Annotated in this window: 14 protein-coding genes; 3 read left to right on the top strand and 11 right to left on the bottom strand. The window is 70.1% G+C overall.

Features of this window, described 5'->3' with window-relative positions:
- Positions 1 to 52: 52 nt before the first annotated feature.
- From NF681_08640 to xseB, 4 genes are all read right to left on the bottom strand, one after another.
- Complete coding sequence (locus NF681_08640; protein ID UST55223.1) at positions 53 to 1,132, bottom strand: TRAP transporter substrate-binding protein; 1,080 nt, start codon at positions 1,130 to 1,132, stop codon at positions 53 to 55.
- Between the two features lie 135 nt (positions 1,133 to 1,267).
- On the bottom strand, positions 1,268 to 3,166 hold the full coding sequence (gene dxs, locus NF681_08635) for a 1-deoxy-D-xylulose-5-phosphate synthase (GenBank protein UST55222.1): 1,899 nt from the start codon (positions 3,164 to 3,166) through the stop codon (positions 1,268 to 1,270).
- Between the two features lie 12 nt (positions 3,167 to 3,178).
- The gene (locus NF681_08630) at positions 3,179 to 4,117 is read right to left on the bottom strand and encodes a polyprenyl synthetase family protein (GenBank protein UST55221.1); all 939 of its coding nucleotides are present in this window, start codon (positions 4,115 to 4,117) and stop codon (positions 3,179 to 3,181) included.
- Positions 4,114 to 4,350 (bottom strand): exodeoxyribonuclease VII small subunit, encoded by a 237-nt coding sequence (xseB, locus tag NF681_08625; protein ID UST55220.1) that lies wholly within the window; start codon positions 4,348 to 4,350, stop codon positions 4,114 to 4,116. Before xseB ends, NF681_08630 begins: the two co-directional genes overlap by 4 nt.
- Before the next feature lie 290 nt (positions 4,351 to 4,640).
- Here xseB and NF681_08620 point away from each other — a divergent pair, with 290 nt between their 5' ends.
- The 3 genes from NF681_08620 to NF681_08610 are packed head-to-tail and all read left to right on the top strand — an operon-like array spanning position 4,641 to position 7,719.
- Entirely contained in the window at positions 4,641 to 5,786 is a 1,146-nt protein-coding gene (locus tag NF681_08620) for an aromatic ring-hydroxylating dioxygenase subunit alpha (protein ID UST55219.1), read from the top strand.
- A gap of 36 nt (positions 5,787 to 5,822) precedes the next feature.
- Complete coding sequence (locus NF681_08615; protein UST55218.1) at positions 5,823 to 6,764, top strand: DMT family transporter; 942 nt, start codon at positions 5,823 to 5,825, stop codon at positions 6,762 to 6,764.
- A 49-nt stretch (positions 6,765 to 6,813) separates the two neighbouring features.
- Positions 6,814 to 7,719 (top strand): sulfurtransferase, encoded by a 906-nt coding sequence (locus NF681_08610; GenBank protein UST55217.1) that lies wholly within the window; start codon positions 6,814 to 6,816, stop codon positions 7,717 to 7,719.
- Between the two features lie 32 nt (positions 7,720 to 7,751).
- On the opposite strand, the gene NF681_08605 is transcribed toward NF681_08610, so the two are convergent.
- From NF681_08605 to polA, 7 genes are all read right to left on the bottom strand, one after another.
- Complete coding sequence (locus NF681_08605; protein ID UST55216.1) at positions 7,752 to 7,976, bottom strand: hypothetical protein; 225 nt, start codon at positions 7,974 to 7,976, stop codon at positions 7,752 to 7,754.
- A 131-nt stretch (positions 7,977 to 8,107) separates the two neighbouring features.
- Positions 8,108 to 9,088, bottom strand: coding sequence for a ZIP family metal transporter (locus NF681_08600; GenBank protein ID UST55215.1), 981 nt, complete (start codon positions 9,086 to 9,088; stop codon positions 8,108 to 8,110).
- A gap of 121 nt (positions 9,089 to 9,209) precedes the next feature.
- A complete protein-coding gene (locus NF681_08595) occupies positions 9,210 to 10,133 on the bottom strand; it encodes a dienelactone hydrolase family protein (protein ID UST55214.1) in 924 nt (307 codons plus the stop codon).
- 102 nt (positions 10,134 to 10,235) lie between these two features.
- Complete coding sequence (locus NF681_08590) at positions 10,236 to 10,868, bottom strand: superoxide dismutase (protein UST55718.1); 633 nt, start codon at positions 10,866 to 10,868, stop codon at positions 10,236 to 10,238.
- 289 nt (positions 10,869 to 11,157) lie between these two features.
- Positions 11,158 to 11,691, bottom strand: coding sequence for a copper chaperone PCu(A)C (locus NF681_08585; GenBank protein UST55213.1), 534 nt, complete (start codon positions 11,689 to 11,691; stop codon positions 11,158 to 11,160).
- A gap of 71 nt (positions 11,692 to 11,762) precedes the next feature.
- Positions 11,763 to 13,073 (bottom strand): M20/M25/M40 family metallo-hydrolase, encoded by a 1,311-nt coding sequence (locus NF681_08580; protein ID UST55212.1) that lies wholly within the window; start codon positions 13,071 to 13,073, stop codon positions 11,763 to 11,765.
- Positions 13,074 to 13,125: 52 nt separating this feature from the next.
- A complete protein-coding gene (polA, locus tag NF681_08575) occupies positions 13,126 to 15,918 on the bottom strand; it encodes a DNA polymerase I (protein ID UST55211.1) in 2,793 nt (930 codons plus the stop codon).
- Positions 15,919 to 15,923: the final 5 nt, after the last annotated feature.

Here is a 15,923-nt window from a genome sequence, read left to right as displayed (position 1 = left end):
TCGGGAGTCGTCGCGAAGGGCGCTCGGCGCGCCCCTGGGACCTCAGCTCACCTCACAGCTTCTGCTGCTGCATGAAGCGGTCGAAGGTGCCTTCGGTGAAGCGGAACCACGCGTTCTGGTCGGCCAGGAATTTCGAGTAGTCGGGGTAGATCTTCTTCCACTCCGGATTGGTGTTGTTCAGGCCGGCGTAGATCTCCTGGGCTGACTTGAAGGCCGCGTTCATCACGTCCTGCGGGAACGGACGCAGCTTGGTGCCCGATCCCACGAGTTGCTTGAGCGCGACGGGGTTGCGCGCGTCGTACTTGGCCGTCATGGTCACGTTGGCGTGCGAGGCGGCCGCCTCGACCACCGCCTTGTATTCCGACGACAGGCCTTCCCAGGCCTTGTTGTTGATGTAGAAGTCCAGCTGCGGGCCGCCCTCCCACCAGCCGGGGTAGTAGTAGAACGGCGCGACCTTGTTGAAGCCCAGCTTCTGGTCGTCGTAGGGGCCGACCCACTCGAGCGCGTCGAGCGTGCCCTTCTCCAGCGCCGGATACAGGTCCGCGCCGGGGATGGATTGCGGGATCACGCCGAAGGGTTCGAGCACACGGCCGGCGAAGGGATTGGTGCGGAACTTCAGGCCCTTGAGGTCGGCGACCGACTTGATCTCCTTCCTGAACCAGCCGCCCATCTGCGCGCCGGTATTGCCGCCGGGGAAATTGATGATGTTGTACTTGGCGTAGAACTCGCGCATGAGCTTCATGCCGTTGCCCTCGTACATCCAGGCGTTCATCTGGCGGGCATTGAAGCCGAAGGGCACCGCGCAGCCCAGGCAGAAGGTCGGGTCCTTGCCGTAGAAGTAGTAGGGCGCCGTGTGCGCCATCTCCACCGATGCGTTCTGCACGCCGTCCACCACGCCGAAGGCCGGCATCAGCTCGCCGCCGGCATGCACCGAGATCTGGAACTTGCCGCCGGTCATGTCGCTGACCTTCTTGGAGAAGACCTCGGCGGTGCCGTAGATGGTGTCGAGCGACTTGGGAAAGCTCGATGCGAGACGCCAGCGCACGGCCGCTTGCGCATGCACGGCCGGCGCGATGCCCGCGGCCAGGACACCGGCGACGCCCGCGTGCTTGATGAGGGAACGACGATCCATGGGGAATTGACTCCGAAATAGCGAGGGGAAAAGAAAAACGCGGCCAGAGCCGCGTTCCAGACCTTGTGGGCCGGCGCCATTGTAAAAAAGCGCATCCACCCGCCTGCCCGGGGTTTACCCTGCGGATTTCCCGTTCTAGGACAGGGCCGCCACCACCGCGGGCGCGACCGGTGCCAGCACCGCCGGCGTCGCCGGGAAGCGTTCCTGGATCGACCTGGCGATGCCCGTCGCGTCGAGGCCCAGGTCGGCCATCAGCCGCACCGGGTCGCCGTGCTCGACGAAGCGGTCGGGCAGGCCGAGCACCATCACGGGCCGCGCGATGCCGGCGTCCTGCAGCGCCTCGAGCACCGCGCTTCCCGCACCGCCCATCACCGCGCCCTCCTCCAGCGTCACCAGCGCATCGTGCGTCGCCGCGATGCGCAGCAGCAGTTCGACGTCCAGCGGCTTGGCCCAGCGCATGTTGACGACCGTGGCGTCCAGCACCTCGGCTGCCTGGAGCGCCGGATGCAGCAGCGTGCCGAAGCACAGGATGGCGATGCCCGATCCCTCGCGGCGGACCTCGCCGCGGCCGAACGGCAAGGCGTCGAGCGTGAGGGCGGGCGCGACACCGGCGCCGGCGCCGCGCGGATAGCGCACCGCCACCGGGTGGCTCTGCTCGTAGGCGGTGGTCAGCAGCAGCCGGCACTCGGCCTCGTCGGCCGGGCACGCGATGCTCATGTTCGGGATGCAGCGCAGGAACGGGATGTCGTAGGCGCCCGCGTGCGTCGCGCCGTCGGCGCCCACCAGGCCCGCGCGGTCGAGCGCGAAGACCACCGGCAGGTTCTGGATCGCGACGTCGTGGATCAGCTGGTCGTAGGCGCGCTGCAGGAAGGTCGAGTAGATGGCGACGACCGGCTTGAGTCCTTCGCACGCGAGGCCCGCGGCGAAGGTCACGGCGTGCTGCTCGGCGATGCCGACGTCGTGGTAGCGGCCGGGAAAGCGCCGCTCGAACTCCACCATGCCCGAGCCTTCGCGCATGGCCGGGGTGATGCCCACCAGCCGGCCGTCGTGCGCGGCCATGTCGCACAACCAGTCGCCGAACACCTGCGTGAAGGTCTGCCGGGGTGCCGTCGAGGGCTTGACCAGTCCGACCTGGGGGTCGAACTTGCCCGGGCCGTGATAGGCCACCGGATCGGCCTCGGCCAGCTTGTAACCCTGCCCCTTCTTGGTGACGACGTGCAGGAACTGCGGACCGTCGAGCAGCCGCAGGTTCTCCAGCGTGGGCACCAGCGAGTCGAGGTCGTGGCCGTCGATCGGCCCGACGTAGTTGAAGCCGAACTGCTCGAACAGCGTGGCCGGCACCACCATGCCCTTGGCATGCTCCTCCAGCCGCTTGGCCAGTTCGAACAGCGGCGGCGCCGCGCGCAGCACGGTCTTGCCGACGCTCTTGGCCGCCGCGTAGAAGTTGCCGCTCATGAGTTGCGCGAGGTAGCGGTTGAGCGCACCCACGGGTGGGCTAATCGACATGTCGTTGTCGTTCAGGATCACCAGCAGCCTGCAGTCGGACACCCCGGCGTTGTTCAGCGCCTCGAAGGCCATGCCGGCCGTCATGGCACCGTCGCCGATGATGGCCACGGCATGACGGTCCTCGCCCTTCTGCTTGGCCGCCATCGCCATGCCCAGCGCCGCGGAGATGCTGGTCGAGGAGTGGGCGGTGCCGAAGGTGTCGTACTCGCTCTCGCTGCGTTGCGGGAAGCCCGAGATGCCGCCCTGCTGGCGCAGGGTGGGCATGCGGTCGCGCCGGCCGGTGAGGATCTTGTGCGGATAGGTCTGGTGGCCCACGTCCCACACCAGGCGGTCGTGCGGCGTGTGGAAGACGTGATGCAGCGCGACGGTGAGCTCGACCGTGCCCAGGTTCGAGCTCAGGTGTCCGCCGGTGCGCGAGACGTTGTCGAGCACGCAGGCTCGGACTTCGTGGGCCAGCTGCTTGAGCTGATCGCGGTCGAGGGCGCGCAGCGCCGAGGGGTCGTGGATGGTGGGGAGCAGCTCGGCCATTTGTGGAAATCGTTATCGGTCGCGGTCGACGACCATGTGTGCCAGCGCGCGCAGCGCGGCGGTGTCGGCCAAGCCGCTGCCTTGGAGCGCGACCAGCGAGCGTTCCAGCAGCGCGGCGGCCTCGGCGCGCGCGGCGTCCAGGCCCAGCAGCGAGACGTAGGTGGGCTTGTCGGCGGCGGCGTCCTTGCCGGCGGTCTTGCCCAGCGTCTGCGAATCGGCGGTGACGTCCAGGATGTCGTCGACCACCTGGAACGCGAGCCCAAGGGCCGCGCCGTAGTCGCGCAGCGCCCGGGCCGCGGCGGGCGCGACCTCGCTCGTGGCGCACGCCATCCCCATCTCGACGCTGCCCTGCAGCAGCGCGCCGGTCTTCAGGCGGTGCATCTGGCGCAGCCGCGCCTCGTCGAGCATCACGCCCACGCTCGCCAGGTCGATCGCCTGCCCGCCCGCCATGCCCTGGCTGCCGGCGGCGCGCGCGAGCAGCCGGCACAGCATGGCCTGCATGGACGGCGTGACGGCCGGCTCGTCGTCGGGCGTGAGCAGCTCGAAGGCGAGCGCCTGCAGCGCGTCGCCCGCGAGCAGCGCGCTGGCCTCGCCGAAGCGCACGTGCACCGTGGGCTTGCCACGGCGCAGGACGTCGTTGTCCATCGAGGGCAGGTCGTCGTGGACCAGCGAATAGGCGTGGATCAACTCGGTCGCGCAGGCCGCGCGCAGGGCGGCGGGACCGCTGCCCCCGACGGCCTCGCTCGCCGCCAGGACCAGCAGCGGACGCAGCCGCTTGCCGCCGCCGAGCACCGCGTAGCGCATCGCATCGCCCAGTTGCGCGGGCGAATCGACGCCGACCCAGCGCGACAGCGCGTCCTCCACGCGGGCGAGCTGCGGTGCGCTCCAGTCGGCCAGCCGCCGCGGCGTCCAGGCGGCGACGGCGCCCGGCTCGTGGTCGGCCGCGCTCATTCGGGCGACCACGTCTTGAGCGTGCCGGCGTCGAGCACCTTGATCTGGTCCTCCACCGCCTGCAGCCGTTCGCGGCAGTGCGTCAGCAGGAACGCGCCGCGCCGGTAGCTGTCGAGCAGCCGGTCGAGCGGCAACTGGCCCGATTCGAGTTCGCCGACCAACCGCTCCAGTTCCTGCAGCCCGGCTTCGTAGCTGGCCGGCGGCGCGACGTCGGCCGAGGACACGGCCGGCATCGCGGCGGCGGAGGTGGGATCGACGGGGTTCGCCGGAGCGGTTCCGACGACGGGGGATGGCGCCTTGGGCATGCGTGGGGAGTCTTTGGAATGGACCTGGAGGTAAGCGGCGCATTTTAGGGCGACGCTGCGCGCGGTACCCGGCGGGTACAATGCCCCTCACATGCCGGTCCCGCCGGGATCGTTCTCGCGGTCGCCGCTCCTGCGCGCTCCAGGGCCTGACGGATGTTCGGGCGACGCCTTCCTTCTCTTTCTTTTCTCTCCCTGTGGGGAGCTTGGTCAGGTCACCCATGTCTGATTTAAGTCTTCAACTGCAGAAGGCCCAGAGCCAACTTCCGGTTTCCGCGTACTTCGACGAAGCACTCTACGCCCGCGAACTGCACACCCTCTTCGCCAATGGCCCGCGCTATGTCGGCCATCGGCTGGCGGTGCCCGAACGAGGCGATTTCCACACGCTGCCCCAGGAACACCAGGGTCGCGCGCTGGTGCACACGCCCAAGGGCGTGGAGCTGATCTCCAACGTGTGCCGCCATCGCCAGGCCACGATCCTGCAGGGCCGCGGCACGCTCGACGCCGGGGCGGGCGGCAACATCGTCTGCCCGCTGCACCGGTGGACCTACGCCGCGTCGGACCCGCGCACCACCGGCACCCTGATCGGTGCGCCGCACTTCGCGCAGGACCCGTGCCTGAACCTGCACAACTACCCGCTGGAGGAATGGAACGGCCTCCTGTTCGAGAAGAACCGCGACGGCAGCGGGCGCGACGTGGCGGCCGACTTCGCCGGGCTGGGCCCGCGCGCCGACCTCGACTTCACCGGCTACGCGCTCGACCGCGTCGAGCTGCACGAGTGCAACTACAACTGGAAGACCTTCATCGAGGTCTACCTCGAGGACTACCACGTCGGTCCGTTCCATCCCGGCCTGGGCAGCTTCGTGGCCTGCGAGGACCTGCGCTGGGAGTTCGCGCGCGACTTCTCCGTGCAGACCGTGGGCGTGGCCAACCGGCTCGGGCGCGCCGGCAGCCCGGTCTACCAGAAATGGCAGGAGCAGCTGCTGCAGTACCGCGACGGCCAGCCACCCAAGTACGGTGCCATCTGGCTGACCTACTACCCGCACGTGATGATCGAGTGGTATCCGCACGTGCTCACGGTCTCGACCCTGCATCCGGTGGGCCCGCAGAAGACGCTCAACATGGTGGAGTTCTTCTATCCCGAGGAGATCGTCGCCTTCGAGCGCGAGTTCATCGAGGCCCAGCAGGCCGCCTACATGGAGACCTGCGTCGAGGACGACGAGATCGCCGAGCGCATGGACGCCGGGCGCCGCGCGCTCATGCTGCGCGGCGACAACGAGACCGGTCCGTACCAGAGCCCGATGGAGGACGGCATGCAGCAGTTCCACGAGTGGTATCGCCGCGAGATGGCGCAGTCGCTCGCATGACGCGGCGAACGCCGCGCGCCGGGGCCTGAGCACGCGATGCAGGCCCTGTGGATGGTGCTGGCCGCCGTGCTGTTCGCCAGCATGGGCGTGTGCGTGAAGATCGCCTCGGCCTGGTTCTCCAGCGCCGAGCTGGTGTTCTATCGCGGGATGATCAGCGTCGTGTTCATGGGACTGCTCGCGCGCGCCGGGGGCATTTCGCTGGCCACCCGCCACCCCGGCATGCACGCCTGGCGCAGCACGGTCGGCGTGGTGTCGCTGGGCGCGTGGTTCTACGCCATCGCCCACCTGCCGCTGGCCACCGCCATGACGCTCAACTACATGAGCAGCGTCTGGATCGCCGCCTTCCTGGTCGGTGGTGCCCTGCTGGCCTGGATGCCGGTGCCCGGCCGCGACGACCGCGCCGACCGCCCGCCCCTGCAGGGCGCGCTGGTGGCGACCGTGCTCGCCGGCTTCGGCGGCGTGGTGATGATCCTCAAGCCCGACGTCGGCGGCACCGCCGGCGTCAACGGCTTGGCCAGCGCGATGGGGCTGATGTCGGGCCTCACGGCCGCCTTCGCCTACATGCAGGTCGTGGCGTTGTCGCGGATGGGCGAGCCGGAGGCGCGCACGGTGTTCTATTTCGCGGTCGGCTCGGCCGTGGCGGGAGGCATCGCCACGGCCCTCACGGGCTTCACGCCGTGGGACCGGTGGACCTGGGGCCACGCCCTGTGGCTGGTGCCGGTGGGCCTGCTGGCCTCCACCGGCCAGTTGTGCATGACGCGCGCGTACGCCTCGGCGAAAACCGAGAACGGCACGCTGGTCGTGGCCAACCTGCAGTACTCGGGCATCGTCTTCGCGGCGATCTACAGTGTGGTGCTCTTCGACGACCGCATCGACATGCTCGGCTGGGGCGGCATGGCGCTGATCATCGCCAGCGGCATCGCCGCCACGGTCCTGCGCCAGCGCTCGCTGCCCCGCGCGCCCGCCGAGGAGCACTGACGGCATGCCGCCGGCCGGCGGCTCAACCCACGCACGCAGGACATCCCACATGCACACGACCCTGATCTCCGCCGAAGCACTCTCCAGCCTCCTGGCGAACGGTGCCCCATCGATGGTCTTCGACTGCACCTTCGACCTGATGAAACCCGAGGCCGGTCCGGCGCAGTACCAGGCGGCCCACATTCCCGGCGCCGTCTACGCCAACCTCGACACCGACCTGAGCGCCCGCCACGGGGTGCCGGGCCGCCACGGCGTGGTGGTGGCGCAGGACGACGGCATTCCCGCCTCGGGCGGCCGTCATCCGCTGCCCAGCCGCGAACGCTTCTCGGCCTGGCTGTCCAGCGTGGGTTTCCGCAACGACATGCAGGCCGTCGTCTACGACCGCAACGGGGCCAACTTCTGTGGCCGCCTGTGGTGGATGCTCAAGTGGATGGGCCATGAGGCGGTGGCCGTGCTCGATGGCGGCCTGCAGGCCTGGCAGGCGGCCGGCGGCGCCGTCACCGACCGGACCGAGGCGGCACACTTCCAGTCGAACTTCGTGCCGGCCGATCCCCTGCTGCCCCTGGTGACCACGCCCGACGTCGTCCGCGGGCTCGAGCAGGCAGGCCAGACCCTCGTCGACGCCCGGGCCGGCGCACGCTACCGCGGCGAGATCGAGCCGCTGGACCCGGTCGCCGGCCACATCCCGGGCGCGCTGAACCGGCCGTTCTCGGACAATCTGGGACCCGATGGCAGGTTCAAGCCGGCGGCGCAGCTGAAGCAGGAGTTCGAGCAACTGCTCGGCGGCCGCGATCCCTCGACGGTGGTGCACCAGTGCGGCAGCGGCGTGAGCGCCGTTCCCAACCTCCTGGCGATGCAGATCGCGGGACTCGGAACGACGGGCCTGTACGCGGGCAGCTGGAGCGAATGGAGCAACACCCCCGGACTGCCGACACGCCAGGGCGCGCAGCCCTGACGGGCGGGACGTCCCGGACGTCCCGATGAAGCTCAGTCGGGCGCGTTGACGACGCGCTCGCTCTCTTCGTCGGCCGGCACGTTGTCGGCGTCGAGGTCGCTGGCGTCGGTCAGGTCGATGCCGGTCTCGTCCTCCAGCTCGTCGGGCGCCGCCGCCTCGAGATCGTCCGACGCGTCGAAGCCGTCGCCGAGCATCGGCAGTTCGCCGTCCTCGCGGGTCGACAAGCCGGTGCGCAGCGTGGGGTCTGGGTGAGTCATGGGGTGTCCCTGGTGTGTGGAAGAGCGCTCATGCTGCCCCCGGACGTGGCGCAGTGCAACAGCCGCTCGGCCACTCGCCTGTGGGAGAAAGCCTCCGCCGGGCGGCCAGCGTCCCGGTGTCGACGCGAAGCTCAGCGCGCCGGCCGCGAAACGCCGCCGGCTGGCGCGTCCGCACCGTGGTCGTGCCCGTCGCCCTCGTGATGCGATGCCTCGTGCCCATGCGCAGGGCCGCCCTCCCCGGCGTGCCCGTGGTCGTGGCCGCCGTGCGCCAGCGTGCTCACCAGCGTCACCACCACGATGCCGGTGGCGAGCCAGGCGATCTGCGCCGCGGTCTGCCGCGCCGGCAGACGCTTCTGCAGTTGCGGAATGAGGTCGGCCAGGGCCACGTAGATGAAGCTGCTGCTCGCCAGCACCAGGAAATACGGCAGCACGCCGTGGAGCTGGTCGAGCAGCCACCAGCCGATCAATCCCCCCAGCGCCGTCATCGTGCCGGCGAGCGAGACCTTGACGACCGCGGCGCGCGAACTGGCGGACGTCTGGCGCAGCACCACCAGATCGCCGATGTGGTGCGGCACCTCGTGCGCCAGCACCGACACGGCCGCCACCACCCCCAGGCGCGCATCGGCGGCGAAGGCCGAGGCGATCAGGATGCCGTCGCCGAAGCAATGCACGCTGTCGCCGGTCAGCACCGTCCAGCCCCCCGTGCGCGACGTCGCGTGGGCATGTGAGTGACCATGACCATGACCATGACCATGACCATGACCATGGTCGTGGTCGTTCGCATGCGCGTGGCCATGACCGGGCACCGTCGCGCCGCCGTGGTGTTCGTGCCCGTGATGCCATAGTTCCGCCTTGTCGAGCAGGAAGAAGAACACCACGCCGAAGAGCAGCGCGGCGAACAGGCGGGACGGCTCGACCCCGCCCTCGAAGGCTTCGGGCAGGAGGTGCATGAACGCGGTGGCGAGCAGCGCGCCGGCGGCCAGGCTCAGGAGGTGCTGGGCATTGAGCCCGCCCCCGCCGTTGCGCACGCCCACGCGCATGAGCAGCGCGGCGATCCACACGCTGCCGATGCCGGCGACGAGCGTGGCGGCGAGGATGAGGAACAGATTCATGGCGACGGACTTTCTGGCCGGCGGGCCAGGGAGGGGACGAAAACGGTGGGCGCCGAGTGTCCCATGACATCCGCCGACGGTTCATCGCCGGGCGGCGGTCACCGTCCGGCGCGGCGCCGGGTCAGGCGACGCCGTTCGCCTTGAACCAGGCCAGCGTGCGCTTCCAGCCGTCCTCCGCCGCCTCCTTGACGTAGCTCGGCCGGTAGTCGGCATGGAAGGCATGGCCGGCTTCCGGGTAGACGACGAACTGCGAGGCCCTGGCGGCGGCCGGGCCGGTGGCCAGCGCCGCCTTCATGCGCTCGACCGTGTCGAGCGGGATGCCCTGGTCGCGCCCGCCGTAGAGGCCCAGCACCGGCGCCTGCAGCTGCGCGGCGATGTCGACCGGGTGGCGCGGCGTGAGCTCGCTCGGCTGGCCCACGAGGCGTCCGTACCACGCCACGCCGGCCTTGACCTTGCCGGTGGCCGCGTACAGCCACGTGATGCGCCCGCCCCAGCAGAAGCCGGTGATGCCGGCACGCGAGACGTCGCCGCCCCGCGTGGCCGCGTAGCGCAGGGCGCCGTCGAGGTCGGCCATGACCTGGGCGTCGGGCACCTTGGCGACCAGTTCGCTCATCAGCTTCGGCAGCTCGGTGAACGAACGCGCGTCGCCCTGGCGCGCGTAGAGTTCCGGCGCGATGGCGAGGTAGCCCAGCCTGGCGAAGCGCCGGCAGGTGTCGGCGATGTATTCGTGCACGCCGAAGATCTCCTGGATCACCAGCACCACCGGCAGGCCGGTCTTGCCCGCTGGCGCGGCGGCGTAGGCCGGCACGTCGAAGCCGCCGACGTTGTAGGTGACCGGCCCGGCCGTCAGCCCGTCCGCCGGCGTGGTGACGAAGGTCTGCGCCGCGACGGGCACGGCCGCGGCCGCGTAGCCGACGCCGAGCGCGGCCATCAGGGCGGTGCGGCGCGTCGCGCCGGCGGCCGTGCTGCCGCCGGGACGCAGCGAATCGAATTCGGCGTCGAGGTCGTTGTGTTCCTGGCCGTTCGATGGGAAATGGGAGGGCATGGGCAATCGCTTTCAATGAGAGGCCGTGACGGCCGGAGGACCAACGAAAAAACGGGGCCGGCGCAGATCGATGCACCGGCCCCGCGCAGGATCGGACGCGGATCAGCGCGCGGTGGCGGGACCGGCGGCGGCGGACGCGGCGAACCGGCGGTTGACCTCGTTCCAGTTGACGACCTGCCACCAAGCGGCGAGGTAGTCGGCGCGCCGGTTCTGGTATTTCAGGTAGTAGGCGTGCTCCCAGACGTCGTTGCCCAGGATGGGCGTGCCGCGCACTTCGGCCAGGTCCATCAGCGGGTTGTCCTGATTGGGCGTCGAGGTCACGGCGAGCTTGCCGTCACGCACGATCAGCCAGGCCCAGCCGGAGCCGAAGCGCGAGGCACCGGCCTGGTTGAACTGGCGCATGAGGTTGTCCATGGAACCGAAGTCGGCCTGGACGCGTGCCATCAGCGCGGGCGACGGGGCACCGCCCTGGCCGACCGGCGCCATGATGTTCCAGAAGAAGGCGTGGTTCCAGGCCCCGCCCGCGTTGTTGCGCACCACCAGCGTCTGGCGCGACGCCGTGGCGACGAGTTGCTCGACGCTCGAGCGTGCGACTTCGGGGCTCGACGCGGCGGCGTTGTTGAGCGCGTCGTAGTACGCCTTGTGGTGGCGACCGTGGTGGATCTCCATGGTGGCCTTGTCGATCACCGGTTCCAGCGCGTCCGCCGCATAGGGCAGCGGGGCCTGGCGGAACACCTGGGCCGCCGGCGGCGTCACGGGCGGCGGTGGTGGCGCAGCCGGTGCCGCCATCGGCCCTGGCGCCATCGGGCCGCCGGCCGGGGGCATGGGCTTGGCCGACATCGGGCCGGTCGGGCCGGGTTGCGCGCACGCGGCGACGACGCCTGCGACCGCGAGCGTCGCGATGAGTCTGAACATGGAAAGACACTCCTTGCGTTGATGATGGGCGCATGGTCGACGACCAACCCGGGCGGACGCGTCGGACGACGGCGTGTCAGACCGCCGTGCCACGCCCTGCGCGAGCGCCTCAGTGCTTGTGGCCGCCCTGCGCACCCTGCGCGCCATGGGCGTCGTGCGTGCCGGCGGCGGGGGCGGCCGAGGCAGCGGTGGCCGCGAGAGCGCGCACCGCCGCCGTCACCTGCCGGGTCTCGCGCCGGCCGGCCTGGTCCTCGAACACCAGCGTCAGCGGCACGGTGTCGCCAGCTTTGACCTGCTGCTTCAGGTCCATCAGCATGACGTGGTAGCCGCCCGGCGTGAGTTCGACGGTCCCGCCAGCGGGCAGCGCCAGGGCCGGGACGCGGCGCATGCGCATCACGCCGTCCACCATCTTCATCTCGTGCACCTCAGCGACCGGCGTGAGCGGCGTGGTGACGGAGACGAGGCGGCTGTCGGCCGGTGCGCTCAGGCGCATGAAGGCGCTGGTCGCCTTCTGCTGCGGCACGGTGGCGCGCACCCAGGCGTCCGTGACGCTGACCTCCGCCTGGACCGGGAGGGCGACGGCCGCGACGGCGGCCAGGGTGATGGAACGCACGAGGGCGGGAACGAGCGATGGCTTCTTCATGGGGAGGCTCCGGAACGTGGCGTGGTCGACGACGTCGAACGAGGGATGGCGGGCGGACACGGCAAGGCCCGTCACGGGCCGACCTTGCCGCGCGCGATGTCCATGACGAGGCGCGTGACGAGGTACAGGCGCGGCTCGATCGAGTCGAGCAGCACGTACTCGGCATCGGCCGAATGCGCGCCGAAGCCCTGCAGGCCGAAACGCTCGACCACGGCGGCCTTGGTCGCGAGCCCCGCGAAGGCCGCGTCGGTGCCGCCGCCGGCGACCTTGTCATCGGCCGCGAGGCGCCGGCCGAGTTCGCCGTAGATGCCCTGCGCGTGCTTGGCCAGCGCGAGCGACGCGGCACTCGATTCCAGCGGCGGACGTCGCCGTTCGAAACGCGCCTCGACCTGGGCCTCGGGCACCAGCTGGTTCTTCACGCGCTCGGCCATGGCACGCTCGATGCGGTCGTAGTCGGCCACCTTGGTGACGCGCACGTCGGCGGTGGCCGTGGCCAGGGCCGGGATCACGTTGCGGTTGGTGCCCGCCTGGGCGGTGGTCCAGTTCATCTTCAGGCCGGTGGCCGGATCGGAGAGATCGCGCATCTGCAGCACCTGGTGCGCCATCTCGTAGAACGCGTTGACGCCGCGCTCGGGCGCCGAGCCCGCGTGCGAGGCCTTGCCGCGCACCGTGAGGGACACCGCGCCGATGCCCGCCGTCGCCAGCGAGAGCGTGTCCTGCGCGATGGAAGCGCCCTCGTGGGAGAGCACGGCATCCTGCATGCCGCCCAGCTGCGTGATCAGCGCGCGCGAACCCGGCGAGCTGATCTCCTCGTCGCCGTTGATGAGCACCGTGAGCGTCCCGTAGTCCCTGAAGTCGAGCTGGCGCAGCATGGCGAGCGCGTGCAGGATCACCGCGATGCCCTGCTTGTCGTCGGCGATGCCCAGCCCGTAGGCCTTGTCGCCCTCGACGCGGAACGGCTGGCCGGCGAGCATGCCGCGCTGGTAGACCGTGTCCATGTGCGCGATGAGCATGATCTTCCTGGTGCCCGTGCCCTTGAAGGTGGCCTTCACGACCTTGCCGATCTTCTCGGGCGTGTCCTCCATGCGGTAGACCTGCGGCGAGGCCGCGCTGCCGGGCTCGATCAGTTCGACCTCGCCGCCGAGCGCGCGCAGCCGCCCGGCGATGAGACCGGCGATGCGGTCGAGGCCTTCGAGGTCGCGGCTGCCCGACTCGATGCCCACGAGTTGCGAGAGCGAGTCGAGCAGCGGCTGCTTCTCGCGGGCGGCGAGTTCGGCGATGCGGGCATCGGGCGCGGCATGGGCGGTGGCGCCGAAGGCGCACGCGGCGGCGCACAGCAGCGCCAGCGCGGAGCGTCGAAGGGGAAAGCGGAGGGTGGTCATGGCGAATCTCATCGGATAGGAAGCTGGCGGGTCATGGATGGAGCGACGCGGGTCAATGTGCTTGATCCCAGTTGGGACCGATGCCCAGTTCGGCCAGCAAGGGCACCTTGAGCTCGGCCACGCCAGCCATCAGGCGCGGGATCTCGGCGCGCACCCAGTCGACCTCGGCCTCGGGCACCTCGAAGACCAGTTCGTCGTGCACCTGCATGATCATCTTCGTCGCGCGCCGCTCGGCGTCGAGCACGTCCTGCACCGCGACCATGCTCAGCTTGATCAGGTCGGCGGCGGTGCCCTGCATGGGCGCGTTGATGGCCGCGCGCTCGGCGCCGCCGCGGCGCGGACCGTTGGGCGAATTGATCTCCGGCAGGTAGAGCCGGCGGCCGAAGACGGTCTCCACGAAGCCCTGCTCCTTGGCGCTGGCGCGCGTCTCGTCCATGTAGCGCTTGACGCCCGGATAGCGCGCGAAATAGCGCTCGATGTAGGAGGCGGCGGCCTTGGTCTCGATGCCCAGGTTCTTCGCCAGGCCGAAGCTGCTCATCCCGTAGATGAGGCCGAAGTTGATGACCTTGGCATAGCGGCGCTGCTCGCTGGAGACCTTGTCCACGGGCGTGTTGAAGACCTCGGCGGCCGTCGCGCGATGCACGTCGATGCCCTCGGTGAAGGCGCGCAGCAGCGATTCGTCGCCGCTGATGTGGGCCATGATGCGCAACTCGATCTGCGAGTAGTCGGCGCTGGCGATCACATGGCCCGGCGGCGCCACGAAGGCCTCGCGCACGCGCCGGCCCTCGACCGTGCGGATCGGGATGTTCTGCAGGTTGGGCTCGTTGCTGCTCAGGCGTCCGGTCACGGCCACCGCCTGGGCGTAGTGGGTGTGCACGCGGCCGCTGCGCGGATTGGCGAGCTGGCCGAGCTTGTCGGTGTAGGTGCCCTTGAGCTTGGACAGGCTGCGGTGCGCGAGCAGCTTGGCCGGCAGCGGGAAGTCCTCGGCCAGTTTCTCCAGCACCTCCTCGTCGGTGCTCGGCGCGCCGCTGGGCGTCTTCTTGACGATCGGCAGGCCCAGCTTGGTGAAGAAGATCTCGCCGATCTGCTTGGGGCTGCCGAGGTTGAAGGGCTGGCCGGCGAGCTCGTAGGCCTCCTGCTCCAGCGCCATGATGCGCGTGCCCAGGTCGTGGCTCTGGGCGGCCAGGCGGTCCGCGTCGATCAGCACGCCGTTGCGCTCGATGCGGAACAGCGCCTCGCTGCTGCGCATCTCCAGCGCGTAGACGAAGCGCAGTTTCTCGTCGGCCTCGACCTGCGGCCACAGCACGCGGTGCACGTCCAGGGTCTGGTCGCTGTCCTCGCTGGAGTATTCGGCCGCCTTGTCGATCGAGACCTGCGCGAACGGGATCTGCTTGGCGCCCTTGCCGCAGAGGTCCTCGTAGTCGATGCCACTGCGCCCCAGGTGCCGCTCCGCCAGGCTGGCCAGGCCGTGCGGCTTGTGGACCTCCAGCACGTAGCTCTGCAGCATGGTGTCGTGGGCATAGCCGCGCACCTCGATGCCGTGGTTGGCGAAGACATGGCGGTCGTACTTGACGTTTTGTCCGAGCTTGGGACGCGACGGGTCCTCCAGCCACGGTTTCAGGCGCGCGAGCACCTCGTCGATGGGCAGCTGCGCGGGCGCGTCGGCATAGTCGTGCGCCAGCGGGACGTAGGCGGCGGCGCCCGGCTCGACGCTGAAGCTCACGCCGACGATCCGCGCGCGCATCTCGTCCAGCGAGGTGGTCTCGGTGTCGACGGCCACCAGCGCCGCGGCATCGATCTTCGCCATCCAGGCGTCGAACGCTTCCCACGTCAGGATGGTGTCGTAGGCGAGGTTGGAGGCCTGCTCGGCGGCCTGCGCCTCGGGCTCGTCGAACAGGCCGCCGCTGGCCTCGGGGCCCTTCTTCTTCTTGTTCTGCGCGATCAGCTCGGGCGGCACCGCGTGCGCCTCCAGCGTGCGCGCCAGGCTCTTGAAGCCGTAGCTTTCGTAGAAGGCCTTGAGCGGCTCGACCTGCTGCGCGCCGATGGCGATGCCGTCGAGCGCCGGCAGCCCCTGGACGTGGCCGTCGAGATCGCAGTCGGTGCGGATGGTCACCAGCCGGCGGCCCTGCGGCAGCCAGTCGACGGCCTTGCGCAGGTTCTCCCCGGCCTGGCCCTTGATCTCGGCGGCGTGTTCCATCAGGGCGTCGAGCGAGCCGTACTGCAGCAGCCACTTGGCCGCCGTCTTCGGGCCGACCTTGTCGACCCCGGGCACGTTGTCGACCGCGTCGCCCACCAGCGTCTGGTAGTCGACCATCAATGCGGGCGGCACGCCGAACTCGGCCGTGACGCCGGCGACGTCGCGCCGCTTGCCGTTCATGGTGTCGATGATGGTGATGTGCTCGTCGACCAGTTGGCTCAGGTCCTTGTCGCCGCTGGAGACGATCACCTCGACACCCTGGGCGGCGGCGACCTTGGCCAGCGTGCCGATCACGTCGTCGGCCTCGACGTCGGGCACGCAGAGCACCGGCCAGCCCAGCAGCCGCACCACCTCGTGGATCGGGGCGACCTGGGCGCGCAGGTCGTCGGGCATGGGCGAGCGGTGGGCCTTGTAGTCGGCGTACCAGTCGTCGCGGAAGGTCTTGCCCGGCGCGTCGAAGACGCAGGCGGCGTAGTCGGCACGCACCTCGCGGCGCAGCGACTGCATCATGTTGATCATGCCGCGGATGGCGCCGGTGGCGGGACTGGCGGCGTCGCCGGGCACCGCGCGCAGGTCGGGCATCGCGTGGAAGGCGCGGTACAGGTAGCTCGATCCATCGACGAGCAGCAGCGTTTTCTTGTCGGTCATCGGGC

The sequence above is a fragment of the Comamonadaceae bacterium OTU4NAUVB1 genome (assembly GCA_024372625.1).
Taxonomy (GTDB): Bacteria; Pseudomonadota; Gammaproteobacteria; order Burkholderiales; family Burkholderiaceae_C; genus Variovorax.
The sequence above is the reverse complement of the archived record's forward strand: the minus strand, read 5'-3'. Positions and strand labels throughout refer to the sequence as shown.